The organism is Photobacterium toruni (genome assembly GCF_024529955.1).
In the GTDB taxonomy this organism is placed as follows: Bacteria; Pseudomonadota; Gammaproteobacteria; order Enterobacterales; family Vibrionaceae; genus Photobacterium; species Photobacterium toruni.
The window spans coordinates 2360378-2387076 of record NZ_AP024854.1 but is presented as its reverse complement, the minus strand read 5'-3'; the positions used below and the strand labels follow the sequence as shown (position 1 = coordinate 2387076).

The 26699-nt window shown below is 42.7% G+C and carries 17 protein-coding genes, 4 tRNA genes, 3 rRNA genes and 1 other RNA gene; 16 read left to right on the top strand and 9 right to left on the bottom strand.

The features are described 5' to 3' along the window. Positions 1 to 11 precede the first annotated feature (11 nt). The 5 genes from OC457_RS11280 to smpB form a co-directional block, all read right to left on the bottom strand. Positions 12 to 3260: a type I restriction endonuclease subunit R gene (locus tag OC457_RS11280; protein ID WP_080176435.1), complete on the bottom strand. Its 3249-nt coding sequence runs from the start codon at positions 3258 to 3260 to the stop codon at positions 12 to 14. Continuing rightward, complete coding sequence (locus tag OC457_RS11275) at positions 3257 to 4654, bottom strand: restriction endonuclease subunit S (protein WP_080176436.1); 1398 nt, start codon at positions 4652 to 4654, stop codon at positions 3257 to 3259. Before OC457_RS11275 ends, OC457_RS11280 begins: the two co-directional genes overlap by 4 nt. Then, entirely contained in the window at positions 4654 to 7035 is a 2382-nt protein-coding gene (locus OC457_RS11270) for a type I restriction-modification system subunit M (protein WP_080176437.1), read from the bottom strand. The genes OC457_RS11275 and OC457_RS11270 overlap by 1 nt, the downstream gene beginning before the upstream one ends. 222 nt (positions 7036 to 7257) lie before the next feature. After that, positions 7258 to 7627, bottom strand: a transfer-messenger RNA (tmRNA) gene (gene ssrA / locus OC457_RS11265). 111 nt (positions 7628 to 7738) lie between these two features. Next, positions 7739 to 8215 (bottom strand): SsrA-binding protein SmpB, encoded by a 477-nt coding sequence (smpB, locus tag OC457_RS11260; RefSeq protein ID WP_080176438.1) that lies wholly within the window; start codon positions 8213 to 8215, stop codon positions 7739 to 7741. Positions 8216 to 8419: 204 nt separating this feature from the next. Between smpB and OC457_RS11255 the strand changes: the two genes are divergently transcribed. Both OC457_RS11255 and OC457_RS11250 read left to right on the top strand, forming a co-directional pair. Then, a complete protein-coding gene (locus tag OC457_RS11255; RefSeq protein ID WP_045038495.1) occupies positions 8420 to 8854 on the top strand; it encodes an SRPBCC family protein in 435 nt (144 codons plus the stop codon). Beyond that, positions 8844 to 9152 (top strand): RnfH family protein, encoded by a 309-nt coding sequence (locus OC457_RS11250; protein ID WP_080176439.1) that lies wholly within the window; start codon positions 8844 to 8846, stop codon positions 9150 to 9152. Before OC457_RS11255 ends, OC457_RS11250 begins: the two co-directional genes overlap by 11 nt. An 85-nt stretch (positions 9153 to 9237) precedes the next feature. Here the strand turns inward: OC457_RS11250 and bamE are convergent, their stop codons facing one another. From bamE to nadK, 3 genes are all read right to left on the bottom strand, one after another. Beyond that, on the bottom strand, positions 9238 to 9594 hold the full coding sequence (gene bamE, locus OC457_RS11245) for an outer membrane protein assembly factor BamE (protein ID WP_080176440.1): 357 nt from the start codon (positions 9592 to 9594) through the stop codon (positions 9238 to 9240). Positions 9595 to 9764: 170 nt separating this feature from the next. Next, positions 9765 to 11432, bottom strand: coding sequence for a DNA repair protein RecN (gene recN / locus OC457_RS11240; RefSeq protein WP_080176441.1), 1668 nt, complete (start codon positions 11430 to 11432; stop codon positions 9765 to 9767). 180 nt (positions 11433 to 11612) lie between these two features. Beyond that, complete coding sequence (nadK, locus tag OC457_RS11235) at positions 11613 to 12494, bottom strand: NAD(+) kinase (RefSeq protein WP_080176442.1); 882 nt, start codon at positions 12492 to 12494, stop codon at positions 11613 to 11615. Between the two features lie 194 nt (positions 12495 to 12688). Here nadK and grpE point away from each other — a divergent pair, with 194 nt between their 5' ends. The 3 genes from grpE to dnaJ all read left to right on the top strand — a co-directional run bounded on the left by grpE (position 12689) and on the right by dnaJ (position 16694). Then, positions 12689 to 13303 (top strand): nucleotide exchange factor GrpE, encoded by a 615-nt coding sequence (gene grpE, locus OC457_RS11230; protein ID WP_080176449.1) that lies wholly within the window; start codon positions 12689 to 12691, stop codon positions 13301 to 13303. 236 nt (positions 13304 to 13539) lie between these two features. Then, positions 13540 to 15453: a molecular chaperone DnaK gene (dnaK, locus tag OC457_RS11225; protein ID WP_080176443.1), complete on the top strand. Its 1914-nt coding sequence runs from the start codon at positions 13540 to 13542 to the stop codon at positions 15451 to 15453. A gap of 98 nt (positions 15454 to 15551) precedes the next feature. Beyond that, complete coding sequence (dnaJ, locus tag OC457_RS11220) at positions 15552 to 16694, top strand: molecular chaperone DnaJ (RefSeq protein ID WP_080176444.1); 1143 nt, start codon at positions 15552 to 15554, stop codon at positions 16692 to 16694. Positions 16695 to 16963: 269 nt separating this feature from the next. Here the strand turns inward: dnaJ and OC457_RS11215 are convergent, their stop codons facing one another. Next, on the bottom strand, positions 16964 to 17344 hold the full coding sequence (locus OC457_RS11215; protein WP_080176445.1) for a type IV pilin protein: 381 nt from the start codon (positions 17342 to 17344) through the stop codon (positions 16964 to 16966). 134 nt (positions 17345 to 17478) lie between these two features. Between OC457_RS11215 and OC457_RS11210 the strand changes: the two genes are divergently transcribed. From OC457_RS11210 to OC457_RS11160, 11 genes are all read left to right on the top strand, one after another. After that, positions 17479 to 18015 carry a GspH/FimT family pseudopilin gene (locus tag OC457_RS11210; protein ID WP_080176446.1) on the top strand — a complete coding sequence of 179 codons (537 nt, stop codon included), beginning with the start codon at positions 17479 to 17481 and terminating at the stop codon, positions 18013 to 18015. Further along, positions 17993 to 18622, top strand: a complete 630-nt coding sequence (locus tag OC457_RS11205; RefSeq protein WP_235867006.1) for a PilW family protein — start codon at positions 17993 to 17995, stop codon at positions 18620 to 18622. The genes OC457_RS11210 and OC457_RS11205 overlap by 23 nt, the downstream gene beginning before the upstream one ends. Beyond that, a complete protein-coding gene (locus tag OC457_RS11200; RefSeq protein WP_080176447.1) occupies positions 18622 to 19884 on the top strand; it encodes a hypothetical protein in 1263 nt (420 codons plus the stop codon). Before OC457_RS11205 ends, OC457_RS11200 begins: the two co-directional genes overlap by 1 nt. Then, the gene (locus tag OC457_RS11195; protein ID WP_080176448.1) at positions 19874 to 20344 is read left to right on the top strand and encodes a type IV pilus modification PilV family protein; all 471 of its coding nucleotides are present in this window, start codon (positions 19874 to 19876) and stop codon (positions 20342 to 20344) included. Before OC457_RS11200 ends, OC457_RS11195 begins: the two co-directional genes overlap by 11 nt. 425 nt (positions 20345 to 20769) lie before the next feature. After that, positions 20770 to 22328: ribosomal RNA gene (locus OC457_RS11190) — 16S ribosomal RNA — on the top strand. 96 nt (positions 22329 to 22424) lie between these two features. Next, positions 22425 to 22500: transfer RNA gene (locus tag OC457_RS11185), tRNA-Glu, on the top strand. A 26-nt stretch (positions 22501 to 22526) separates the two neighbouring features. Beyond that, positions 22527 to 22602, top strand: a tRNA-Val gene (locus OC457_RS11180). Positions 22603 to 22644: 42 nt separating this feature from the next. Further along, positions 22645 to 22720, top strand: a tRNA-Ala gene (locus OC457_RS11175). A 362-nt stretch (positions 22721 to 23082) separates the two neighbouring features. Further along, positions 23083 to 25976: ribosomal RNA gene (locus OC457_RS11170) — 23S ribosomal RNA — on the top strand. 138 nt (positions 25977 to 26114) lie between these two features. Beyond that, positions 26115 to 26230 (top strand): 5S ribosomal RNA (gene rrf, locus OC457_RS11165). Together the 16S, 23S and 5S rRNA genes with 4 tRNA genes alongside form the textbook arrangement of a ribosomal RNA operon. Positions 26231 to 26299: 69 nt before the next feature. Next, positions 26300 to 26376 (top strand) — tRNA-Asp (locus OC457_RS11160). Positions 26377 to 26699 lie beyond the last annotated feature (323 nt).

Here is a 26699-nt window from a genome sequence, read left to right as displayed (position 1 = left end):
TGCTGGTGGTTCTATGATCCTTTCAACATATCAAACACTACCCGAGCGAAGCCTTTCGCCAGTTCAGGGTTTGATAGGTACTGCATCATCATTTCTTGGTGTGATTCATTACTATCCATTACCGCATCATCAATGGCTTGTGGAAAGTCACCTAGCATGGCTTGATCACGAGTATTGTTATTAATCTGGGTCATTACTGCTTCGTTCTCTGATAACTTGTCACGCACAGTCTTGGCGTAGTTGATCATGTCACTGTCAGTTAAGTTCTCAGTGCTAAATAACTCGTTTAAGCGGTTAAGGATCAGCGATAAGAAGTCTTCTTTCTTATCCTTAGGCTTAGCCGTACCAACATCAGTCGTTGGCTCTAGCTTGTAATCTGCTGCGTCTTCTTTGAGCTTGATGTCTTGTTCACGGATCTTTGATAAGCGGTAGTGGCTCATTTCGACGTTGCTTAAATCAATATCATCTTCTTGCACGTTTTGCTCATGCAGTAGGGGACGTAGATAACGGGCGAACAGGCTCAGTTTCTCTAGCTCTTTATCTTCATAATCGACAATTTGTGACATGAACTCAAAGAAGCGCACAAAGCTACCCAAGTCTTTCTTGAAGATCTCTAGGCGGTCTTTTTCCTGCTTACATTCTTTAAAAGCGTTTTCAGCATTGGCAATCAATACTGCATCTTTGGTCTTCTTGGTGCGCTCGAACATATTTTTCGATTGAATATACGCCTCAATCGCTGATTTATAACGATGCTGCCAACGGTCAACCGCAGGTTTACAGATATTACTGACTGCTGCGTTAGATTTTTTCTTGGTTAGGAAGGCAACACAGAATTGCTCAACTTCATTCCATAAGAAAATACCGCTAGAACGTAGCTTTTCATACAAATCAAACACAAGATTAGGATCGGTGACATCCACCAGCTCAGCAGTTTGATAGTAAGGTTGGAACGCTTCGAGAATGTCATCAGGCTCGTTAAAGAAGTCTAATACAAACGTACCGCTTTCAGCCTTGCCGAGATAAGTACGGTTTAAGCGTGAAAGGGTCTGTACGCACTCCACACCACCTAAAGGCTTATCAACATACATTGCACACAGTTTAGGTTGGTCAAAGCCCGTTTGGAACTTGTTCGCCACCAGCATTACTTGGTAATCATCACTATCAAACGCTTTACGCATATCACGACCCTTTAAGTTAGGGTTCATGTTGTTTTCAGTGAATTTCTGATTAAGCAGCGCAAAGCTATCAGGATCGTTGTCGTTAAATTCCACTTCACCAGAGAATGCCACCATTGCTGCAATGCGTTGGTAGTTGTTATCGGTAATGTATTTATCAAATGCTAGTTTATAGCGTACCGCTTCTTTACGAGAGCTAGTTACTACCATGGCTTTTGCCTGACCACCTAATAAGCCCATCACATGGTTTTTGTAGTGCTCAACAATCACTTTTACTTTCTGTGAAATGTTGTAGTCATGCAGACGTACCCATTGATTAAGCTTGGTCTTGGCTTTCTTGCTATCGACTTCTTTATCAGAGGCTTCTATTTTCTGTACTAGCTTATACGCCACTTTATAGCTGGTGTAGTTCTTGAGTACGTCTAGAATAAAGCCTTCTTCGATTGCCTGACGCATTGAATACACATGATAGGCGTATGGCTTGTTAGTGCTAGACGCTGGCTCATCAGGGTTCGGTAAGCGACCAAACAATTCTAAGGTTTTGGCTTTAGGGGTAGCAGTAAATGCGTAGTAGTTGAGGTTATTACTGTTCTTACGTGCCGCCATGGTTGCATCAAGAATATCTTCTGACGATAGCATCACATCATCATCGGCTTCTTCGGTCATCAATACTTCTTTAAGCTTGCGAGCCGTAGAGCCGCTTTGTGATGAGTGGGCTTCATCGGCAATCACGGCATATTTACGTTGTTTTAAGCTAACGCTGTTCTCAATCGCTTTTAGTACGTATGGGAAGGTTTGAATCGTCACAATGATGATAGGTTGTGAGTTCTCAAGTGCAGCCGCCAGCTTTTCAGACTTAGAACCGTCACCTTCTTTGTTGTTGATGCGTCCTACCACACCATCAGCATGTTCAAACTGATAGATAGTATCTTGAAGCTGATCATCAAGTACGGTGCGGTCTGTAACCACAATCACTGAATGGAACTGCTTTTCACCTTGCTCATCATACAGGGTAGAGAGCTGGTGGGCTGTCCATGCAATCGAGTTTGATTTACCTGAACCTGCACTGTGCTGAATGAGGTATTTATTGCCTGTACCTTCAGCAACGGCTGCACCTATAAGTTTACGCACCACATCCCACTGATGGTAACGAGGGAAGATCAGGGTTTCTTTCTTGTACTTGCGTCCTTCCCAATCTTCTTTTTCTTCAATTTGTAGGTGAATGAAGCTACCTAAGATTTTTAATAGGTTCTCAGGCAGTAATACTTCATTCCATAGGTAATCAGTGGCGTAGCGGTTTTGATCTTCGGGTACATCGTTACCTTTCCCGCCTTCTTTCGTGCCTTTGTTAAACGGTAGGAAGAAGGTGTCATCACCAGCGAGCTTGGTTGCCATGAAGACTTCGTATTGACTTACAGCAAAGTGTACCAATGCGCCCCGTTTGAAGGTCAGTAATGGCTCTGGCTTTTTGGTTTCAGGATCTTTCGGTAAACGAGTTTGCTTGTATTGCTTAATAGCGTTGTGTACCGCTTGTTTGAACTCAGATTTCAGCTCAAGAGTTGATACAGGTAAGCCATTTACAAACAGTACCAAATCAATACGCCATGCTTTGGCTTTCTTGCCTGTTAGGGCTAAGTGCTCTGCGGTGGCGTAAGGGCTATAAACTAACTCAGGTACGACACGGCAGATGTTCTGCTCATAACGTGCCAGTGTTTCAGGGTTCAGGTTGTGCTCTGGTTTAAACTGACACAGCGAGAAACGGGCATTGCGAATCTTCAAGCCGTGACGAAGTACACCTAACGTGCCGTAAGTACGCGATAAGGCATCTGTAGCGTTACTGTCGGCTTTTTTCAGTTGTGCCACCAGCGCATCAAGAAAGTGACGCTCGGTGTCATTCGGGTACACCTTGGCAAACTTTTCCCACTCTTTAGGTTGGGTGGTTTGCACAAAGTGAAGCGCATCTTCACAATATAGCGCACGTTCACGATCATAGCGGTCTGGTTTTCCTAGCTTCCAACCATTAGCTACCATTTGAGCGATAATTTCATCCTGAAAGATGCGTTCAATTGTGGTGTCCTTACTCATGCGATTACCTCCTGCCTTGCCTCATTGGTGTCACTGCTGGTGGTGGGTACAACCCAGTTACGAACGTCAATTTTGCCTGTGACGGCTGCTGAGATAAGGGCTGTGCGGCGTTCTTGCATAAGATTGATAGCATTTTGAGCTGATTCAATTAGAAGATTATATTTATGCTCGTTTGAGTGACAGTATTTTACTATCTCAGTTTGCTCTTCGAATGTAGGAGTACATACTTTCATCTGTCTTATTGAATTTAGAGACAAATTAGAAATTGTTGTTCCTGTTACCTCTAAATCAAAATATCTACGATATTCGTTAGTTCTAAGTAATAGCATCAAATAATCTGGTGATATTGTATCGGTGCAATTTATATATGCGGCACTTTTACCTAAAATTATTTGTTCATTATTATACTTGGCAACATTACCAATTGTTCCATTGATTGATAAAAAAACAGTAGAGCTATCTAAATGAATATAGTGATTATGATATTCACTTTCTGGTACTTCTTTTGCTGTTGCACCAATAGTAATTTTACCATTGACTAAATTATTACCATTAACAAAAAAGTAACCAGTATTATCTTGATATTTAGGAGTTGAATGTAATCCATCTCCTATATTCGTGGTTATGTGAATTAATTTTGGTAAATTCCAATGCTCTGGCACTTCACCCAACCACTCAACACCTGAATCTTTCATAGGTACGTCAGGGTTTAGCCCTTTTGTGACCGCATGGCTAATCACCGCTTGGCGTTTTTCTTTTAGCAGTTCGATAAGTTGCTGCTGCTTTTCGATAAGCGTGTCGATTTTTGCCGTTTCGTGATCGAGAAAGGCTAGTATTAGATTCTGCTCACCTATTGGAGGTATCGGTAAATAAAGGCTTTTTACTATCCCGGAATTTAGTCCATGCATAATAGAACCTTTACCTTGAGTTTTTATTTGATACTCAATTTCAGGTGATTCATCTATTAGCAATTTAAAAAAGTTAGGTACTATACATTCAGGTTTTACCCTCACCCTCAGTAAATGTGAATCTATAATGCCCTCTTGAATACCTTCAGGGACAATTTCACACTTTCCACTTGTTCCCATCATGGTAATCAAGATGTCATTAGTGAAAATTCTATAAACATCCATTTCAAGAAACTTCTTGAGTGAAATCTGTCTTTTCCCCAAAGAAAAATCTTTTTTTATTACATTCTCTTGACCATAAACTCGAAAGCCACTCTCTACCATATCCTCAAGTTTGAGGGCACTACCAAATGGACCTATCTTTATTCCTTCTGCTCCATCTTTTAATAAATATCTAACTTGCTTTATTTCCCAATGAGAGGGCAATTGATTAAGAGCATCTATGTTCGATTCTTTAAAGTCTAGATAGTTTGTATATTGACTCATTACGAACGCACCTCTTGCAGTAGGCTCATAATCTCATCACTGACCAGTGCTAAATCTTCATCAATGGCTTCGAGCGCACGAGGTGGTTGATACACATAGAAGTGACGGTTAAACGGAATTTCATAACCCACAATACCAATCTCACTATCTTTCTCATCACGCTTATCGGCATTGATCCACGCATCGCTAACGTGTGGCAATACTTCACGCTTGACGTAGCTTTCAATTAGCTCTGTGGTGGTAACGTTAGAATCAAGTGGCACATTCTCATTGTCACGTAGGTCGCCATCTGGTTGGAACTCAACCACCTTACCGTTGTAGTTAAATGAGCCATATAACGGCTGCGCGGCTTCTTTGATGACTTTCTTGATCACAGGCTCAGCGTCTGGGTTCTTAAACGTTACCGCATCAAAGAATTGCTTCTTCTCTTTGGTATCAAATTTAATCCCTGTTGTTTTGAATGCGCCTTTCATGGTGATATCGAATTGGTTGAAATCGTTGCTCACTACATTCCGACCACCAGCCATTTCTTTTTCAACAAACATAGCATCAACTGCTGTTTGTAGTTGTTGGGCTTTGTCCATTAGCGAAAGTTGGAATAACCACAACTTGCTATCTAACAGATCTTTGATTTGTTTTTCTTTTAGTTCGCTAAACTCGGCTTTGATGAGTGCACGCACTTCGGTTTCGACTTCAGCAAGGTAGCCGTAGTTATCTTCATTCCACGCAGTGCCAAACTCGTTATATAAACGCTCCATCGGCGCATTGAGTGGCTTTGGTGCAAAGCGTAGGCTTTCAATCGCTGCATCGGTGATTTGTGCCGATAGACGCAATGGACGCTCAATGGTTAAGCGGCGGTAGCCAAAGTCAGTGCTATTGAAAATCTTACTAGCGAATGTCTTTGGTGCTTCTGTTTTGCTGGTGGACGATTGACGACCACGGTTGGATTTTTGTTCAGTAGGCTTATCCAACTCACGGGCATCAACCACTTCAAAGTTACCAAAAGTACGAGTGATGAGTTTGATGTCGTCTTCGCTCATTAGGTTACGCTTAGAGCCTAACGATTTACGCATCTTGCCACACAGGTTAGAGCCATCAATCAGTTGAACTTTGCCCTTACGCTCAGATGTTTTCTTGTTGGATAGCACCCACACATAGGTCGCAATGCCTGTGTTGTAGAACATATCGGTCGGTAGGGCGATGATGCCTTCTAATAAATCCGCTTCAAGAATGTAACGACGGATCTCACTTTCACCGCTACCTGCACCGCCTGTAAACAGTGGTGAACCGTTTAGGATGATACCGATACGACCACCATCTTTAACGCTACCGTCTGCACTGTGTGTGTCACGCATCTTACTGATAAGGTGCATCAAGAACAGTAATGAGCCGTCAGACACACGCGGTAAACCTGCACCAAAGCGACCATCAAAACCTTTTAGAGTATGTTCGTCTTTGATTTCACCTTCGATCTTTTTCCAATCGACACCAAACGGTGGGTTAGACAGCATGTAATCGAATTGATCGGCTGGTAGTTGGTCGTTAGATAGGGTGTTACCTAATTTGATATTGCTAACGTCTTGCCCTTTGATGAGCATATCGGCTTTACAGATAGCGTAAGACTCTGGGTTTAATTCTTGACCAAAGGCAACCATACGAGCTGATTTGTTTTGATCATAGACGTATTCCATGCCTGATGATAAGAAACCGCCTGTACCCGCTGTTGGATCGTAGATAGTACGAATCACACCATCTTTGGAAAACTCTTCATCGTCAACGAAAACAAGCGATGTAGTTAGGTTTACGATGTCACGAGGGGTGAAGTGTTCACCTGCGGTTTCATTTGAGCTTTCCGCAAAACGACGGATTAATTCTTCAAAGATTAACCCCATCTGATGGTTTGATACCTTGCTTGGGCTAAGGTCAGTGGTAGCGAATTTCTTTACTACCTTGAACAGTAGGTTAGCGTCATCCAGTAAACCGACAAATTCATCAAACTTGAAGTGTTCAAAGATTTCACGGGCATCGGTAGAAAAACACTGAATGTAGTTTTCTAGGTTATCTTTAATGTCACTTTGACCTATTTTGCCTAGATCCATCGGTGAAGTATTGAAGAACGATAAGCCCTTATTTGTCTTAGAAGAAAGGGTCGCACGTAGGATCATTTTCTCCTGTGCTTCTTCTGGTAGGTTCATTGCTTTTACTTTTTCAGCTTGAGCAACAACCGCATCTTTACTTTCTTCCAGTACACACTCAAGACGACGTAGCAGGGTAAATGGCAGAATGACACGACCGTATTGAGATTGCTTTAAATCACCGCGAAGTAGGTCAGCAACAGACCAAATGAAGGCAGCGGTTTGGGTAAAATTAGAATTAGGCATGAAGGCTTCTTAATCAAAGTGACAATAAGATAATTGTGCGCATTGTAGCAGAAGGGGATCGAGTGAACAGCCTCTAGACTCTCGAAACTGATGAGAGAAAGAAGAGATCTGTTGGGGATTTAAGTGGTCGATTTAGATTAAATTTAAGCTAATACGATGATTTTACTGAATTTTAGGCATTAAAAAAGGCCACTTCCAAAGAAGTGGCCCTTTCCAAACGTTTGGTGGAGCTGGCGGGATTTGAACCCGCGTCCAAAATCAGTCTAACAGATGGCGCTACATGCTTAGTCAATCTTTATTCTCGTATCGTCACTGCGAATTGACACGCTATGCTAATACATACCAGAATTCTATTTCGCGGTTCATCTCTCTAGTCAAAGAATCCCTCGCTATCTCGTTTGGGTTTGAACCCCTGTTATTCCCCGTCTTACAAGCGGAAGCTAGGGCAGGAGCGCTCTTAGCAGGGTATTAAGCTGCTAGTGCGAAGTTTTCGTCGTTTGCGACTATTTTTTTGCGGCTGTTTAACGAGGCAAACCGCACCTCGACATGCTCCACAAGCCTTCGTGATCCTGTCGAATCCTGAATCAGCCCCAGATGCATTCGATGTTAGCAGAATATTTAACTAGGTCAATAACTATATTTTAATTTACTGACCAAGTGATTGATTACTATTCAAATGCTAACACCATGTTGCATAGGTAGCTTAACGGTTATTGCCTTTCATGATACGAGCTTTATCACGTTGCCAATCTTTAGCTTTGCTGTCAGCGCGTTTATCATGCAGTTTTTTACCGCGAGCAGTACCGATCTTCACTTTTACGAAAGAAGTGCTCCAGTACATAGCCAGTGCCACGATAGTATCGCCTTCGCGGTTTACTGAATCTTCTAGTTTTCTCAGTTCACGACGGTTAAGCAATAGCTTACGTACACGGGTAGGATCTGCCACTACGTGAGTTGATGCTGCGTTTAATGGCGCAATAGTTAGACCTGAAATAAACGCTTCACCGTTACGTAAGAAAACATAACTTTCGGTCATGTTCACTTTACCATCACGAATCGCCTTTACTTCCCAGCCTTGTAGTACCATACCTGCTTCGTATTCGTCGCCGATGGCAAATTCAAAACGAGCACTTTTATTTTTTGCAATAGTATTGCTACTTTGCTTTGGTTTTTTAGCCATGTTGACCTCGTAGAGCGTTGTTGCTGTCCCAGAACAAAATCTAATATCAGTGATTTCTCTGGTCGAATAAGCTATTGACGTTACCATAATACGGCTTGATGGTAACTGTTATTTTGGTCGATAGCCCAGTAATGGTATCATTGACTAAACGCAGCGAATAGATTTTATCTTCAGGGTGAGGATGTGTTCGATGAAGGAGAAACTATGCCACAAATTAGCCGTTCGGCACTGGTGCCTTTTAGTGCCCAACAAATGTTTAACTTGGTGAATGATGTTGAATCTTATCCGATGTTTTTACCCGGCTGTGCGGGCAGTAAAATCATTGAGAGTTCTGCCAGCCATATGATGGCATCGGTTGATGTCGCTAAGGCGGGTATACGTAAAACATTTGTGACGCATAATAAATTGGTTGATTTTAACCAGATTCAAATGCAGCTGGTGGATGGTCCTTTTCGAAAATTAGTTGGCGGATGGACATTTACTGAGCTAGATGCAACAGCCTGTAAAATTGAATTAAACCTCGAGTTTGAATTTACCAGTGGGCTGATTGATGTTGCCTTTGGTAAAATTTTTCGCGATCTGACCGGTAATATGGTGCAGGCGTTCACACAGCGAGCAAGAGAAGTATATGCATTCTGATCAACCCTTAATTCATGTTGAGGTTGTGTTTGCACTGCCCAACGAACAGCGTGTTTTAAAGCTGGCTGTGGTTGCTGCAACCCCTATTCAGGCGATTATTGAGCAATCAGGGATATTAACGATGTATCCTGCAATTGATTTGAATATCAATAAAGTCGGTATTTATAGTCGTAATGTAAAATTAGATGCAACAGCGCGTGATGGCGATCGGATTGAAATTTATCGGCCATTGGTGGCTGATCCGCGTGAGATCCGCCGTAAGCGTGCAGAACAAGCTAAAAAAGATGCTGAAAAGTAATATTATTTTATAGCAGACAACAAAAAGCTCGCCATTAGCGAGCTTTTTTTATTGTTTGAAAACAAGCATTTTCTAACAAGTCAGATTAATTCATAGGATCCATGAAGTTAGGACCTTGCTTGTAATCACCCTTCATACTAACAAGCTGTGCCTGCTGGTTGAAGGTTAAGAACAAGTTCTTTTGAACTGGCTTATCATGACCATTTTGTTCGTAGAAAATGTAGTTCCATGTATTGGGGTAACTTGGGTCTACTAACATAGGTGTACCCAGCACATATTGAACTTGTGTTTTTGTCATGCCAATACGCAAGGTATTAACACTTTTTTGTTCTACATAGTTGCCTTGGTCAATATCAATACGATAAACCAAACGTTCAGCGACCGAACAGCCACTAAGTAAGCCCAACACTAAGGTTAGGGCTGCAATGTTTTTCCAACTCATAGCATCCTGGCTTTTTAGCTTTAACTGCTGCGATGATAAACAAGGTCTTGGCAGAAGTAAAAAGCGGTAAAGAAAAAAAGTAATATAATTTGATATTCGACTACAGCTGATGGCAATAGTTGCATCAAGGTTTTAGTTTATTTCATATTCGCCCAAGATGCGAAATTAAATCAAGCAGCAACGAGCAGTTCTTTTGCATTTGCGAGAGTGCGCTCAGTAATTTCACTGCCACCTAATAGACGTGCTAGCTCAGCAATACGATCATCAGTGCTTAATGGACGCATCTGTGTTTCAGTTTGACCATCGGTGGTTTTCTTGGCGACAAACATTTGCTGATGGCCGCAACCTGCGACTTGCGGTAAGTGAGTCACACACATAACTTGGGTTGATTTACCCAGTTTACGTAGCATTTTGCCGACGATAGCAGCTGTTGGGCCACTGATACCAACATCGACTTCATCGAAAATTAAACTTGGTGTTTCAACTTTTTGCGCGGTGATCACTTGAATGGCGAGTGAAATACGTGAAAGTTCACCACCTGATGCGACTTTACCTAATGGCTGTAACGGTTGGCCGGGGTTAGTTGAAACTAAGAAATTAATGCTGTCGTAACCAAGTGGGCTTAACATACGATCAGGATCGCTCGTTAGTGCTATTTCAAATTCACCGTGCTCCATACTTAACATATGCATACTTTCAGTGATTTTTTGGTCAAGCTCTTTGGCATATCGTTGGCGGCTTTTGCTTAATTTTTCAGCCGCTTCAATACATTGTTGACGTAGGCTTTCAACATTAGCAGCCATGTCTTCTAAGCGTTCATCGCTACAATCAAGGTTCTCTAATTCTTTAAGTAAATCATGGTGTTTTTGATAAAGCTCAGCTGGCATTACATAGTGTTTACGTGCCATCGCCATGATTTTAGCTAAACGCTCTTCAAGGTAAATTAAGCGGTGCGGATCCATGTCTAAGTTATCAAGGTAGCTGCGTAGCTCTTGGCTTGCTTCTTGAACTTGAATAATGGCTTCTTCCAACATTTGCGGAATCGCATTTAAATTGCTGTCATATTCGCCTAGATTGTTTACTTGTTGGCAAGCGAGTTGCAGTAGTTGCAGGGCGTTACCATCATCATTGTCATACAGCATTGATAATGCAGTTTGGCTTGAAATGGCCAGTTCTCCAGAATTAGACAGGCGCTTATGCTCTTCTTCTATTTCAGAGAATTCTTCTTCACCAAGGGCTAATTCATCAAGTTCTTTAACTTGGTATTGGAGTAACTGTTTTTGCGCTTCGTTTTCATCACGGCTTTGGGTTAAGCGTTTAAGCTCGTTATGTGCTTGACGCCAACGTTGATAGGCGCTGCGAGTACGATTAATGAGTAGATGATGACCGGCATATTGATCAAGCATTTGTTGTTGGTATTCAGGACGCATTAATTGTTGATGAGCATGCTGACCGTGAATATTGATCAATAGTTGCCCTAATGCTTTTTGTTGTGATGCTGGAACAGGGCTGCCATTGATGAAACCACGAGAACGACCCTCTTTGGTGATCACTCGGCGCAAAATACACTCTTCACCATCACTGAGTTCGTTATCTTCGAGCCAGCGTCGAGCTGCTTGGTTATTGGCTAATAAAAATGCAGCTGAAATTTCAGCTTTATCTTCATTTGGTCGTACCATTGAAGCTTCAGCGCGATCACCAAGGCATAAGCCTAATGCATCTATTGCAATAGATTTACCTGCGCCAGTTTCACCGGTAATGGTGGTCATGCCTGGTTTTAGTTCAAATTGAAGAGTTTTGACAATAGCAAAATTAGAGATCGTCATATGCGCGAGCATTGTGTTCACCTGTTTAAATCAACACCTGTTTTTCCATCCAGTATATACTGTATCTATAACCAGTAAAGTATTGGGGGGATAATTATTCAGATAAAATGTGACTTAGGTTAACTTTTTACGCTGTTATAAAAAACCAGCCACTAGAATGTGCTGGTTTTGAAGTGAGAAAACGAGTAAATCTTAAAATAACCGACTTGACCAACCTAATTTACCACGTAGAACATTGTAGTAACTGTAATTCTTAGGATGGATTAATTGCAGACGATCTTCACTTTGATAAATATGAATTTCATCGCCAGGACTAACGGGTAATGACACCTGACCATCACAACTGACTTCTAGTGTGCTGCCATTATTCGGTGATACCAGTAGTTTGATACAGCGATCACCATCTACGACTAATGGGCGGCATGATAGGGTGTGAGGAAACATTGGCACTAAAGCAATAGCATTTAAACTGGTTGATAAAATCGGGCCGCCACCTGAAAGAGAGTAAGCTGTTGAACCTGTAGGGGTAGCAATAATTAAGCCGTCAGAACGCTGCGAGAAAGCGAAGCAATCATCAATATAGACTTCAAATTCGATCATATGGGCAATTTTATCAGGGTGTAATACCGCTTCGTTTAAGGCGGCATTACGACTTTTTATCTGCCCGTGACGATGGACTTCAGCTTCAAGTAAAAACCGATCTTCTTTGATAAATTCGCCAGCTAATACAAGGGCGAGTTGTTGTTCAAAATCTTCAGGATCAAGATCAGTAAGAAAACCCAGATTGCCGCGATTAACGCCAATGACTGAAATATCAAACCGTGATAATACGCGAGCGGCACCTAGCATATTGCCATCACCACCGACAACAACGGCTAGATCTGCTCTATCGCCAATCGTAAGTAAATCACAAAAGCAATCCTCAGGTACGTCAATATCGTTGGCTAACCGATGATCGACTAACACGTTATAACCTTGTGCAGTGAGCCACTCATAAAGGCTAGTATGCGTTTGCAGTGCCTCTGGATTACGTGGCTTGCCAATTAACGCGATAGTGTCAAATATACGCTTCATGTCCTTGTTCCGACAAATGATGGTAGGTCAGTATAGCCTTAGAAAAAACAACTTGTCGTGGTTTGTTGTCAATATTGGCTTGAATCATTGAAGTTCATCCCCATAATATGCTCAAGACTATTTAAATAGTGGCACTTATCTAATAAGGCTACTAAGTGAATAAAACCCCTTTTATCTTGGCGGAGAACCAACGCATGACTAACAAAAACCACAATGTACAGGATGAGCAGCTAAACGATACAGTTGAAGCTGTTGAAGTCGAGGCTGTCGAGGGTGAGTTTGTTGAATCTGAGCAAGAGTTATATGCAGCTCGTATTGCAGAATTAGAAGCTGCTTTATTAGCAAAAGATGCAGAAGTAAACGAAATAAAAGATGCAGCATTGCGCGCGCGTGCTGAAGGCGAAAATGTTCGTCGTCGTTCTGAGCAAGAAATTGATAAAGCACGTAAGTATGCGTTAAACAAATTTGCTGAAGAATTATTGCCTGTTATTGATAATCTTGAGCGCGCTATTGAAATGGCCGACAAGAATAACGATGCAACCAAAGCAATGATGGAAGGTGTTGAACTAACATTGATGACAATGACAACAACGGTTGGCAAATTTGGTCTAAAAGTAATTGATCCACAAGGTGAAGCTTTTAATCCTGAATTCCATCAAGCAATGGCTATGCAAGAAAGTGCTGATTTTGCACCTAATACAGTAATGGCTGTAATGCAAAAAGGTTACGAGTTAAATGGCCGAGTGATCCGTCCTGCAATGGTTATGGTATCAAAAGCGGCTGCGGGTAATGTGAATACTCAAGCGTAATTTGCGATCAACAATTCAAGGTTTACTTGATAATGTCGCAAAATAAAGCCCACTTCGGTGGGTTTTTTTATTTTTTTGCATTTTTTTTGGGATCGCCCCTTGAAAAGCAATCTGGCGACCTTATCTAGTAGTCATAAGACATTAAATGTATTTGTCACGGGGTTATCCCGAACCGCTAACCCAATTAATATTTGGGTGTAGTATAAGAACATATAACGAATTTCGGAGATTGTCTGATGGGTAAGATCATTGGTATTGACTTAGGTACAACTAACTCTTGTGTAGCAGTACTTGACGGCGACAAGCCACGTGTAATTGAGAACGCAGAAGGCGAGCGTACAACAGCATCAGTTGTTGCATACACGCAAGACGGCGAAACACTAGTTGGTCAACCTGCAAAACGTCAGGCGGTAACTAACCCTGAAAACACATTATTCGCTATCAAGCGTTTAATTGGTCGTCGTTTTGAAGACGAAGAAGTTCAGCGTGATATCGAAATCATGCCTTACAAAATTGTAAAGGCTGACAACGGTGATGCATGGGTAGAAGCGAAAGGCCAAAAAATGGCTGCTCCTCAAGTATCTGCTGAAATTCTAAAGAAAATGAAAAAAACTGCTGAGGATTTCCTTGGTGAACCTGTAACTGGCGCAGTAATTACTGTTCCTGCATACTTTAACGATGCACAACGTCAAGCAACAAAAGATGCTGGTCGTATTGCTGGTCTAGATGTTAAACGTATCATCAACGAACCAACAGCAGCTGCTCTAGCTTACGGTCTTGATAAGACTGGCGGCGATCGCACTATCGCTGTTTACGACCTTGGTGGTGGTACATTTGATATTTCAATCATTGAAATCGATGAAGTTGATGGCGAGAAAACATTTGAAGTTCTAGCAACTAATGGTGATACACACCTTGGTGGTGAAGACTTTGATACACGTCTAATCAACTACTTAGCAGACGAGTTCAAGAAAGAGCAAGGTATCGATCTTAAGCACGATCCTCTTGCAATGCAGCGTCTAAAAGAAGCAGCAGAAAAAGCGAAAATCGAACTATCTTCTGCACAGCAAACTGATGTAAACCTACCTTACATCACAGCTGACGCAACTGGTCCTAAGCACATGAACATCAAAGTGACTCGTGCGAAACTAGAATCTCTAGTTGAAGACCTAGTACAACGTACTCTTGAGCCACTAAAAGTAGCTATCTCAGACGCTGGTCTATCTGTTAGCGACATCAACGACATCATCCTTGTTGGTGGTCAAACTCGTATGCCAATGGTTCAGGCTAAAGTTACTGAATTCTTCGGCAAAGAGCCACGTAAAGACGTTAACCCTGATGAAGCTGTTGCTGTAGGTGCTGCTGTTCAAGGTGGTGTACTTGCTGGTGACGTTAAAGACGTACTACTTCTAGACGTTACTCCACTATCTCTTGGTATTGAAACCATGGGTGGCGTAATGACTAAGCTTATCGAGAAGAATACAACTATCCCAACAAAAGCGAACCAAGTGTTCTCTACTGCTGAAGATAACCAAAGCGCGGTAACTATCCACGTTATTCAAGGTGAGCGTAAGCAAGCAAGCTTTAACAAATCTCTAGGTCAATTTAACCTAGAAGGTATTCAAGCTGCACCACGTGGTATGCCTCAAATCGAAGTAACGTTTGACCTAGATGCCGATGGTATCCTAAACGTTTCTGCGAAAGATAAGACTACAGGTAAAGAGCAGAAGATCACTATTCAAGCATCTGGCGGTCTAAGCGATGCTGACATCGAGAAGATGGTTCAAGAAGCTGAAGCTAACAAAGAAGCTGATAAGAAGTTTGAAGAGTTAGTAACTGCTCGTAACCAAGCTGACCAACTTGTTCACGGTACTCGTAAGCAAATTGAAGAAGCTGGTGAAGCACTTCCTGCTGATGAGAAAGCAAAAATCGAAGCTGCTGTTGCTGAACTAGAAGAAGCACGCAAAGGCGAAGATAAAGAAGCAATTGACGCGAAAGTTCAAGCACTTGTTGCTGCTTCTCAAAAGCTAATGGAAATCGCTCAACAGAAAGCACAAGCACAACAAGCTGACGGTGCTGGTGAGCAACAAGCTAAGCAAGACGACGATGTTGTTGATGCTGAGTTTGAAGAAGTTAAAGACAACAAATAAGACCATTAACTATAATTAGTTAACATCTTGTTTAAATTACGGGCGTTTGAGGTTACTCTAACGCCCGTAACTATATCTAGCTAGGTGACAATCAAGTTATGTCGAAACGTGATTTATACGAAGTGTTAAGTGTGGCCCGTGACGCAAGTGAGCGTGACATCAAAAAGGCTTATAAGCGCTTAGCAATGAAGTTCCACCCCGACCGTAACCAGGGTGATGCGGAATCTGCTGAGAAATTCAAAGAAGTGAAATACGCTTATGAAATTCTAACAGACGACCAAAAACGCGCTGCTTACGATCAATACGGCCATGCAGCCTTTGAACAAGGTGGTATGGGCGGTGGCGGCGGCGGCTTCGGCGGCGGTGCAGATTTCAGTGACATCTTTGGTGATGTGTTTGGTGATATCTTTGGTGGTGGCGGTGGCCGTCGTCAACAACGCGCACAGCGCGGTTCAGATCTTCGCTACAACATGGAACTAACGTTGGAAGAAGCTGTTCGCGGTTGTTCGAAAGAAATCCGTGTACCAACATTGGTTAGTTGTGATTGCTGTGACGGTTCAGGCGCTAAAAAAGGTTCATCTGCAACAACATGTAGTACCTGTCATGGTGCTGGACAAGTGCAGATGCGTCAGGGATTCTTTGCGGTTCAACAAGCTTGTCCACACTGTCATGGTCGTGGTCAAATTATCAAAGATCCATGCAGTAAGTGTCATGGCGAAGGCCGTGTAGAAGAAACTAAAACGCTCTCAGTTAAAATTCCTGCGGGTGTTGATACTGGCGATCGTATTCGCTTAAGTGGCGAAGGCGAAGCTGGAGAACAAGGCGCACCAGCGGGTGACTTGTATGTTCAAGTACATGTTAAAGAACACCACATTTTCCAGCGCGAAGGTAATAATCTACATTGTGAAGTGCCAGTAAGTTTCACTATGGCTGCATTAGGTGGTGAAGTTGAAGTACCAACCCTTGATGGCCGTGTAAGCTTAAAAGTACCAGCTGAAATGCAAACGGGCCGTATGTTCCGTATGCGTGGTAAAGGTGTTGATTCTGTTCGTGGTGGTTTACGCGGTGATCTTATCTGTAAATTGGTGGTTGAAACACCTGTACATTTAAGCAAGCGTCAAAAAGAATTACTGCAAGAACTAGAAGAAACGTTTGATGGTAAAGATGCAAGCAAGCACAAGCCAAAGTCAGAAGGCTTCTTTAACGGTGTAAAAAAGTTTTTCGACGATTTAACCAACTAATCCGTCGTAAAAAAGAATAAATAAAAACCGCTATTAGTAAATGCTAATAGCGGTTTTTTTATGCTGAGAGTATCTGTCATTCCCTACAGTGAATACTCGCGAGGGTGATAGGGAATCTAATGCTTTTTAAATATGATCACTTAATTAATGGAATAAGTAGAACTAAGCCCCTCACCATAAAGGAAATAAGCCGTCATCTCGGAAGAGAGGCACGAGCTATCCGTGATCTATTTATCACGCGTTTGAGCATAAAAGAACCAGTGAAAATATTACCAACAACCTTCAGGCAAGCCTCTACTTGTTTGATCTAAACTTAGATCTTTGCATTCATCATTACTCTGTAACGGTTTAGCCTTTGCTGTTATAGAATAACCCGCAGTTTTTTTCTCTAATTCCAACGTATAACGCTCGTTATCAGTATCGCAAAAAGAACAACTACCACCACTGACAATAGTAAAATCATAAGCACTATTTTGGGTATAACTTTCCTCTAATGCTAATTGAATTTTAATCAGATCCCCCATCGCCTGAGTGCGATGACCCTTCAATACATGATCCTGATATGAAGGGTAAGCTATGGCTGTTAATACTCCAATGACCGCCACTACAATCAACATTTCGATCAGCGTCACGCCTTTTTGTTTAATCATCTTCCGTAATCTCTTAAATATTCGAGTTGACTCGATAACTGGTTGATATCCTTATTCTGCTATTTTGCGGCGGTGATAAACTCTCAGGCAAGTTGTTCTTAGGGATCAGAATAACGTTTATAGGGATTTGGGGAATGGCTCGCGAAATTATCACGCATTTTCATCACATACATCATAATGGTGACCGTCAGCGAGGATTTACGCTGTTGGAATTGGTTTTTACTGTGGTGATCATGGGCATTCTGATCGCAATGGCCGCCCCAAGTTTTAATAACTTAATTGAATCTAATAAAGTTAAACGCTTGGCGACAGAAATCGAATGGTTATTGGTGCAAGCCAAATCAGAAGCTGTGATGCGTGGGGATAATGTTCAGGTAGCGATAAATGATGCAGGAACGCCTACGTGGTCGATAACATCAAGAACAACATCTAGTGCGGTTACGTTAGCCGAGGTTTCTAGTGAAAATTTTTCAAATATTGAATTAAACACGACATTTAGAACCGGTGTGGTGACCTTTAATAAATTAAATGGCAAACCTAATTTTTCTGGTGGGTATCAATTTAATATACCAACAAAAGATAAAGTGAAAGTAGCAGTCAACACTATGACTGGGCGTATTTATTCTTGTGGTGTTGATGGAGCAATTTATGGCTATAAAGAATGCTACTAGGAATAAAGGTTTTTCATTAATTGAATTACTTATTGCTTCATCGGTTGGTCTTATTGCAATAGCCGTCGTTGGATCGGTATTTTTATCGGGATATAAATCAGCGAATCAACGATCTTTAGAGTTGTTATTACAACAAGATGTTAATGATGCTTTGTCATTATTAAAGCAAGATATTTTAAGAGCTGGATATCAATCAGGCGCATCTTCTAGTTATATCGTAAGCGGTGCTACGGATATTGTTACGTTAAGTGGATTAGGCTCAGATGAACAATGTATTAGTTATGCTTACCATGATGGTACTGTTCAACATCTACGATCTTTTTACAGCAAAGATGGAACAGATTCATCTAGCGTTCCAGTTAAAAATCTAAAGTTTTATAGTACAACGGTTGCAGGAAGAAACATGTCTGACGTTTGTAAGAATGGTCAGTCAGTTCTTGATCAAAATCAGTTAGTAGTGAATGAATTTAGTATTACAGAGCAGTCATTATCATCGGCTAGTGCAACCAGTAAATTACTTACTATTAAATTAGTCGCTCACTTACGGGCTAACCCATCAATTAGTACCGCGAAGTCGATTCAGATTAAGACAAGGAATTGGCAGTAATGAATAAACACCAACAGTCAGGGATGACGACACTATTAATTACCAGCATGTTATTAATTGTGGCGCTGTTATTTTCATTAGCTTCATATAAAAATTTATTTTATCAGATTAAGCGTACCCAAAATGAAGTAATAGCAAGGCAAGCACACTGGGCTGCTGAAGGTGGGTTAGAGTGTGGCTATTCAAAAATAAGGCAGGAGACAAATTTAAGTAATATTTTAAATCCTAATTATTTTAATACTTCTTGCAATAGTAGTAATTTAACTGTGAATATTAATAATATAGATATTGGAAAATATGAGTTATCAGCTAAAAGTAATATTACTCTAGCAAATAAAGAAATAAAGAAAATTATTGTTGCTGGATCTAATCGAAGTGCTGGTACGATTAAAGCAACATCAGATCTAATTATTGATTCTGATGGTGGTAATTCAGATATGTATCCAGATCCCGGAGTTAAAGATGGGGATGAATATGCATGTGTTCTTCTTCGGTATGCCAGTAAAGTTGAAATTAAAGGTAAATTTGCTAATAAAGGGCTTGATTGGAATTATCCTCCATATAATGGTTTTTATTCAGGCGATCTTGGCCAATATCCTAACTGTTTAACAAATCATGAATCAACTGTAGTAAATAATATAATTACAGCTACGAATAAACCGTCTGTTTTTGGTGATGACTATGTAAAAGATACTGTATTTGATCCTTTTTATGACACTTTTAATGTTAAAAGAGCTGAGTGGAAAGAAGGAGTAAGAGATAAATCGACTTTAATTACAGGATCAACAAATTGCTCTAATGACATAGCTGATCATATTAGTGCAGATTCTGATAGGATTTGGGTTGAAGGTGATTGTGATTTAGGTGCAAATGTCTCGATAATTCAAACGGCAATAACCAATGCAGGTATTGCAGGTATTGTTTTAGTTGTTCAAGACGGAATTTTATCAGTAAATGGCGCATTTACACTTGATGCTCTGGTTTATCATTTTAAAACTCCGGATAGTAGTTTTGTACCTACTGAAGCAAAATGGGAGCCATTGTCGGCTAAAGGTGAACTTACATTAGCAGAAAAAAGTTATGTAGCATACTTTCAAAATGGTGCATTTCATCCTAAAGGTGGATATGTTTTAGATGCTCCTGGATTAACAGCTAAATTTAGAGGGGCTTTAAATTTTAGTTTTAATAGTGATGTATTTAAAGATGCACTTGAGGATTTAAAGGAAGTTAAGTGGCAACAAGGATCGTGGCATGATTTCTAATATCAAAAAAATAACAGGCTTTAGCTTATTAGAAGTGGTGATTGCCCTTGGGATACTTTCTGTTGGTGTATTAGGTTTAGTGAAGATGCAAGCCTATATGGAAGTAAAAGCAGAAAATGCATTAAAGACATTAGATGCACTTCATATAGCAGAAGCGCAGATGGAGTTTTATCAAACTCGTGCAAATAATATTAGTGGGGCTGTATCAACAGCTTCTAATCTAATTCCTTTTTCTGATTTGGATAATGATGACTATTGTTTGACAGCGAATGCAATAGATAAAGGATTTGTTCTTTACTGTGATGTTAGTCCAGTATCCGGAGGGGGATCAGGTGGATTAAGTACTTTATCTAAAGTACTTAATACAATTGATATAAAAGTCAGTTGGGCTGATCGCCGTGGTGTCTCGCAGGCGGTATCTCTAAAAACTGCTATCTCTAAATACAGTGAATTTGATTAAACAACGGCTATCATCGCTAAAAAGACACAATTTAAACCAAATCAAATCGTTTTGAACAAAAAATGTTCAAACGATTTTTTTTTGTAAAAAAACGATTGTCAGTAACAAAAATCTCCCTATAATGCGACCTCACTGACACGGACAACGGCGCAAGCGGTTACCGATAGTCAGTATTGTTCTTTAACAATTTGACCATGCAATCTGTGTGGGCACTCACTGAAGAGTTAAGTCGAAAGATTTATCAATAAACTGAGTGACCAATACAAAATAGCCCAATCTATTTATAGAGAAGATTATTTTGGCACAGTTATTTAATTATCATTCTTTGAATGATAAAAAGCTTTAAAATTACATTCTTTATTTATAAAGAATTGGTATTTAAAGTCAGTATTTATTGAGCCGTCTCGAAAGAGACAACAAAACTTTAATTGAAGAGTTTGATCATGGCTCAGATTGAACGCTGGCGGCAGGCCTAACACATGCAAGTCGAGCGGTAACAGATTGATAGCTTGCTATCAATGCTGACGAGCGGCGGACGGGTGAGTAATGCCTGGGAATATACCTCAGTGTGGGGGATAACTATTGGAAACGATAGCTAATACCGCATAATCTCCGATCTTTTACGAGATGGGAGCAAAGCGGGGGACCTTCGGGCCTCGCGCGCTGAGATTAGCCCAGGTGGGATTAGCTAGTTGGTGGGGTAATGGCTCACCAAGGCGACGATCCCTAGCTGGTCTGAGAGGATGATCAGCCACACTGGAACTGAGACACGGTCCAGACTCCTACGGGAGGCAGCAGTGGGGAATATTGCACAATGGGGGAAACCCTGATGCAGCCATGCCGCGTGTATGAAGAAGGCCTTCGGGTTGTAAAGTACTTTCAGTTGTGAGGAAGGCAGTTAAGTTAATAGCTTAGCTGTTTGACGTTAGCAACAGAAGAAGCACCGGCTAACTCCGTGCCAGCAGCCGCGGTAATACGGAGGGTGCGAGCGTTAATCGGAATTACTGGGCGTAAAGCGCATGCAGGCGGTCTGTTAAGCAAGATGTGAAAGCCCGGGGCTCAACCTCGGAACAGCATTTTGAACTGGCAGACTAGAGTCTTGTAGAGGGGGGTAGAATTTCAGGTGTAGCGGTGAAATGCGTAGAGATCTGAAGGAATACCGGTGGCGAAGGCGGCCCCCTGGACAAAGACTGACGCTCAGATGCGAAAGCGTGGGGAGCAAACAGGATTAGATACCCTGGTAGTCCACGCCGTAAACGATGTCTACTTGAAGGTTGTGGCCTTGAGCCGTGGCTTTCGGAGCTAACGCGTTAAGTAGACCGCCTGGGGAGTACGGTCGCAAGATTAAAACTCAAATGAATTGACGGGGGCCCGCACAAGCGGTGGAGCATGTGGTTTAATTCGATGCAACGCGAAGAACCTTACCTACTCTTGACATCCAGAGAATTCGCTAGAGATAGCTTAGTGCCTTCGGGAACTCTGAGACAGGTGCTGCATGGCTGTCGTCAGCTCGTGTTGTGAAATGTTGGGTTAAGTCCCGCAACGAGCGCAACCCTTATCCTTGTTTGCCAGCACGTAATGGTGGGAACTCCAGGGAGACTGCCGGTGATAAACCGGAGGAAGGTGGGGACGACGTCAAGTCATCATGGCCCTTACGAGTAGGGCTACACACGTGCTACAATGGCGTATACAGAGGGCTGCAAACTAGCGATAGTGAGCGAATCCCACAAAGTACGTCGTAGTCCGGATTGGAGTCTGCAACTCGACTCCATGAAGTAGGAATCGCTAGTAATCGTGAATCAGAATGTCACGGTGAATACGTTCCCGGGCCTTGTACACACCGCCCGTCACACCATGGGAGTGGGCTGCACCAGAAGTAGATAGCTTAACCTTCGGGAGGGCGTTTACCACGGTGTGGTTCATGACTGGGGTGAAGTCGTAACAAGGTAGCCCTAGGGGAACCTGGGGCTGGATCACCTCCTTACCTAAAGACTTATACTGTTTTATGCAGTGTCCACACAGATTGCCTGGTTAAAATGTAAAAGAACATCTAAGTTACCCATAACTTAGAGAAAACTTAGTCCCGTTCGTCTAGAGGCCTAGGACACCGCCCTTTCACGGCGGTAACAGGGGTTCGACTCCCCTACGGGACGCCACTTCTTTTCATCGGAAGTAAAACGATGGGCGATTAGCTCAGTTGGGAGAGCACCTCCCTTACAAGGAGGGGGTCACTGGTTCGAGCCCGGTATCGCCCACCACTTTCTTTTGAATAGAACTTCTCCTAAGAAGTAAAACTTGATGGGGTTATAGCTCAGCTGGGAGAGCGCCTGCCTTGCACGCAGGAGGTCTGCGGTTCGATCCCGCATAGCTCCACCACTTTCTAAATGCATTTGTAAGAGTGTGATTAGAAAGTGGATTCGTCATCTTTAAAAATGACAAAAACACATGTTCTTTAACAATCTGGAAAGCTGACTAGTAAATTTAATCGAAAGATTGATTTTAAAAATGTTTTTATTGCTTCTTGTAAAAGAACAATAAAAACGAGTTCTCAAAACATACACATTCAAGTGTCTGTGTTTGCTTTCACTTTTTAAAGTGAAGACAAATAAATGAGTCCGGCGAAAAACCAATGTTTAATATTTTCTTGATCGGATTATTAAACACAAACCTTGGTTGTTTGACTAACTTACTCCACTTTTCAAGTGGAAACTAAGAGCAAAGACCTCTTGGGGTTGTATGGTTAAGTGACTAAGCGTACACGGTGGATGCCTTGGCAGTCAGAGGCGATGAAGGACGTATTAACTTGCGATAAGCCCAGATTAGGCAGTAAAAGCCACTTGAGTCTGGGATTTCCGAATGGGGAAACCCACTAGCATAAGCTAGTATCATTAACTGAATACATAGGTTAATGAAGCGAACCGGGGGAACTGAAACATCTAAGTACCCCGAGGAAGAGAAATCAACCGAGATTCCGGTAGTAGCGGCGAGCGAAACCGGATTAGCCCTTAAGTTAGTTCAGCGTTAGGTGAAGGTTCTGGAAAGTTCCGCGATACAGGGTGATAGCCCCGTAACCAACAACGCTTTATTAGTGAAATCGAGTAGGACGGGACACGTGATATCCTGTTTGAACATGGGGGGACCATCCTCCAAGGCTAAATACTCCTGACTGACCGATAGTGAACCAGTACCGTGAGGGAAAGGCGAAAAGAACCCCTGTGAGGGGAGTGAAATAGAACCTGAAACCGTGTACGTACAAGCAGTAGGAGCCTACTTGTTAGGTGACTGCGTACCTTTTGTATAATGGGTCAGCGACTTAATTTTAGTAGCAAGGTTAACCGTTTAGGGGAGCCGTAGGGAAACCGAGTCTTAACTGGGCGAATTAGTTGCTAGGATTAGACCCGAAACCGAGTGATCTAGCCATGGGCAGGTTGAAGGTGAGGTAACACTTACTGGAGGACCGAACCGACTAATGTTGAAAAATTAGCGGATGACTTGTGGCTAGGGGTGAAAGGCCAATCAAACTCGGAGATAGCTGGTTCTCCCCGAAAGCTATTTAGGTAGCGCCTCGGACGAATACTACTGGGGGTAGAGCACTGTTAAGGCTAGGGGGTCATCCCGACTTACCAACCCTTTGCAAACTCCGAATACCAGTAAGTAATATCCGGGAGACACACGGCGGGTGCTAACGTCCGTCGTGAAGAGGGAAACAACCCAGACCGCCAGCTAAGGTCCCAAAGTTATAGCTAAGTGGGAAACGATGTGGGAAGGCTCAGACAGCCAGGATGTTGGCTTAGAAGCAGCCATCATTTAAAGAAAGCGTAATAGCTCACTGGTCGAGTCGGCCTGCGCGGAAGATTTAACGGGGCTAAGCTATACACCGAAGCTGCGGCAATGTGAACTCGTTCATATTGGGTAGGGGAGCGTTCTGTAAGCCGTTGAAGGTGCATTGTAAAGTGTGCTGGAGGTATCAGAAGTGCGAATGCTGACATGAGTAACGATAAAGGGAGTGAAAAACTCCCTCGCCGGAAGATCAAGGGTTCCTGTCCAACGTTAATCGGGGCAGGGTAAGTCGACCCCTAAGGCGAGGCCGAAAGGCGTAGTCGATGGGAAACGGGTTAATATTCCCGTACTTCTTATAATTGCGATGGAGGGACGGAGAAGGCTAGGTGAGCCTGGCGACGGTTGTCCAGGTCCAAGTATGTAGGCTGATGGTTTAGGCAAATCCGGACCATCTTAAGGCTGAGATACGATGTCGAGCTACTACGGTAGTGAAGTCATTGATGCCATGCTTCCGGGAAAAGCTTCTAAGCTTCAGATTATAAGAAATCGTACCCCAAACCGACACAGGTGATCAGGTAGAGAATACCAAGGCGCTTGAGAGAACTCGGGTGAAGGAACTAGGCAAAATGGTACCGTAACTTCGGGAGAAGGTACGCTCCTAGCGGTGATGAGACTTGCTCTCTAAGCTGCCGGGAGTCGCAGATACCAGGTGGCTGCAACTGTTTATTAAAAACACAGCACTGTGCAAAATCGAAAGATGACGTATACGGTGTGACGCCTGCCCGGTGCCGGAAGGTTAATTGATGGGGTTAGACTTCGGTCGAAGCTCTTGATCGAAGCCCCGGTAAACGGCGGCCGTAACTATAACGGTCCTAAGGTAGCGAAATTCCTTGTCGGGTAAGTTCCGACCTGCACGAATGGCGTAATGATGGCCACGCTGTCTCCACCCGAGACTCAGTGAAATTGAAATCGCAGTGAAGATGCTGTGTACCCGCGGCTAGACGGAAAGACCCCGTGAACCTTTACTATAGCTTGGCACTGAACATTGACCCTACATGTGTAGGATAGGTGGGAGACGTTGAAGCAACCGCGCCAGTGGTTGTGGAGTCAATCTTGAAATACCACCCTTGTATGCTTGATGTTCTAACGTCGACCCCTTATCGGGGTTACGGACAGTGCCTGGTGGGTAGTTTGACTGGGGCGGTCTCCTCCCAAAGAGTAACGGAGGAGCACGAAGGTGGGCTAATCACGGTCGGACATCGTGAGGTTAGTGCAATGGCATAAGCCCGCTTGACTGCGAGAATGACAATTCGAGCAGGTGCGAAAGCAGGTCATAGTGATCCGGTGGTTCTGAATGGAAGGGCCATCGCTCAACGGATAAAAGGTACTCCGGGGATAACAGGCTGATACCGCCCAAGAGTTCATATCGACGGCGGTGTTTGGCACCTCGATGTCGGCTCATCACATCCTGGGGCTGAAGTCGGTCCCAAGGGTATGGCTGTTCGCCATTTAAAGTGGTACGCGAGCTGGGTTTAGAACGTCGTGAGACAGTTCGGTCCCTATCTGCCGTGGGCGTTGGATGATTGAGAGGGGCTGCTCCTAGTACGAGAGGACCGGAGTGGACGAACCGCTGGTGTTCGGGTTGTATCGCCAGATGCATTGCCCGGTAGCTAAGTTCGGAATCGATAACCGCTGAAAGCATCTAAGCGGGAAACGAGCCTCAAGATGAGTCATCCCTAGACCTTTAAGGTCTCTAAAGGGTTGTTGAAGACTACAACGTTGATAGGTCAGGTGTGTAAGTGCTGCGAGGCATTGAGCTAACTGATACTAATTGCCCGTGAGGCTTAACCATACAACACCCAAGGGGTTTTTCTTCTCAAAAGAGAAGAGACGGACTCTACAAACGCTTGAATGGCGTGTTGAGAACAACTAGTTAGATTTTCCCAGATTGCTATTTATTGCCACAAGGCAATAAATAAACCAGAATTTGCTTGGCGACCATAGCGTTATGGACCCACCTGATCCCATGCCGAACTCAGTAGTGAAACGTAATAGCGCCGATGGTAGTGTGGGGTCTCCCCATGTGAGAGTAGGACATCGCCAGGCTTCAATTTCGTTTTTATCTTTTTATAAAGGTAGAGACAACAAGTTGCATTTATGCTGAATAGACACTGCGGAGTGGTAGTTCAGTTGGTTAGAATACCGGCCTGTCACGCCGGGGGTCGCGGGTTCGAGTCCCGTCCACTCCGCCATTATTAAGAAAACCTGAATCGAAAGATTCAGGTTTTTTTTCGTCTGTATAAAAGTAAAATGATACAGAATAGACACCGCGAAGCGATCGTTCAGTTGATTAGCTTTCTATTGGCAACCTGTCACGCAGAGGGGTGCTTATCTTCGGTATGGCAAGTTCCGTCCACTTCATATCATTGAAGAAACCTGAATCTAATGATTCAGGTTTTTTTCATCAACTCTACAATGTACTGATAATGGATTCCCCATCTCGTTCGTAACTTCACTGTAGGGAATGACGGTAGTGGATTTAAGTCATAATTAAGAACCTTGCCTGTCACGGTTA

Excerpts from the sequence above, each read along its gene's own strand:
- OC457_RS11210 (WP_080176446.1), top strand. The coding sequence starts at position 17,479 with ATGGCTCGCGAAATTATCACGCATTTTCATCACATACATCATAATGGT.
- smpB (WP_080176438.1), bottom strand. The coding sequence starts at position 8,215 with ATGGCTAAAAAACCAAAGCAAAGTAGCAATACTATTGCAAAAAATAAA.
- OC457_RS11195 (WP_080176448.1), top strand. The coding sequence starts at position 19,874 with ATGATTTCTAATATCAAAAAAATAACAGGCTTTAGCTTATTAGAAGTG.
- OC457_RS11270 (WP_080176437.1), bottom strand. The coding sequence starts at position 7,035 with ATGCCTAATTCTAATTTTACCCAAACCGCTGCCTTCATTTGGTCTGTT.
- OC457_RS11215 (WP_080176445.1), bottom strand. The coding sequence starts at position 17,344 with ATGATTAAACAAAAAGGCGTGACGCTGATCGAAATGTTGATTGTAGTG.
- OC457_RS11250 (WP_080176439.1), top strand. The coding sequence starts at position 8,844 with ATGCATTCTGATCAACCCTTAATTCATGTTGAGGTTGTGTTTGCACTG.
- recN (WP_080176441.1), bottom strand. The coding sequence starts at position 11,432 with ATGCTCGCGCATATGACGATCTCTAATTTTGCTATTGTCAAAACTCTT.
- OC457_RS11205 (WP_235867006.1), top strand. The coding sequence starts at position 17,993 with ATGGCTATAAAGAATGCTACTAGGAATAAAGGTTTTTCATTAATTGAA.
- grpE (WP_080176449.1), top strand. The coding sequence starts at position 12,689 with ATGACTAACAAAAACCACAATGTACAGGATGAGCAGCTAAACGATACA.
- OC457_RS11255 (WP_045038495.1), top strand. The coding sequence starts at position 8,420 with ATGCCACAAATTAGCCGTTCGGCACTGGTGCCTTTTAGTGCCCAACAA.
- bamE (WP_080176440.1), bottom strand. The coding sequence starts at position 9,594 with ATGAGTTGGAAAAACATTGCAGCCCTAACCTTAGTGTTGGGCTTACTT.
- OC457_RS11280 (WP_080176435.1), bottom strand. The coding sequence starts at position 3,260 with ATGAGTAAGGACACCACAATTGAACGCATCTTTCAGGATGAAATTATC.
- OC457_RS11200 (WP_080176447.1), top strand. The coding sequence starts at position 18,622 with ATGAATAAACACCAACAGTCAGGGATGACGACACTATTAATTACCAGC.
- dnaK (WP_080176443.1), top strand. The coding sequence starts at position 13,540 with ATGGGTAAGATCATTGGTATTGACTTAGGTACAACTAACTCTTGTGTA.
- OC457_RS11275 (WP_080176436.1), bottom strand. The coding sequence starts at position 4,654 with ATGAGTCAATATACAAACTATCTAGACTTTAAAGAATCGAACATAGAT.
- nadK (WP_080176442.1), bottom strand. The coding sequence starts at position 12,494 with ATGAAGCGTATATTTGACACTATCGCGTTAATTGGCAAGCCACGTAAT.
- dnaJ (WP_080176444.1), top strand. The coding sequence starts at position 15,552 with ATGTCGAAACGTGATTTATACGAAGTGTTAAGTGTGGCCCGTGACGCA.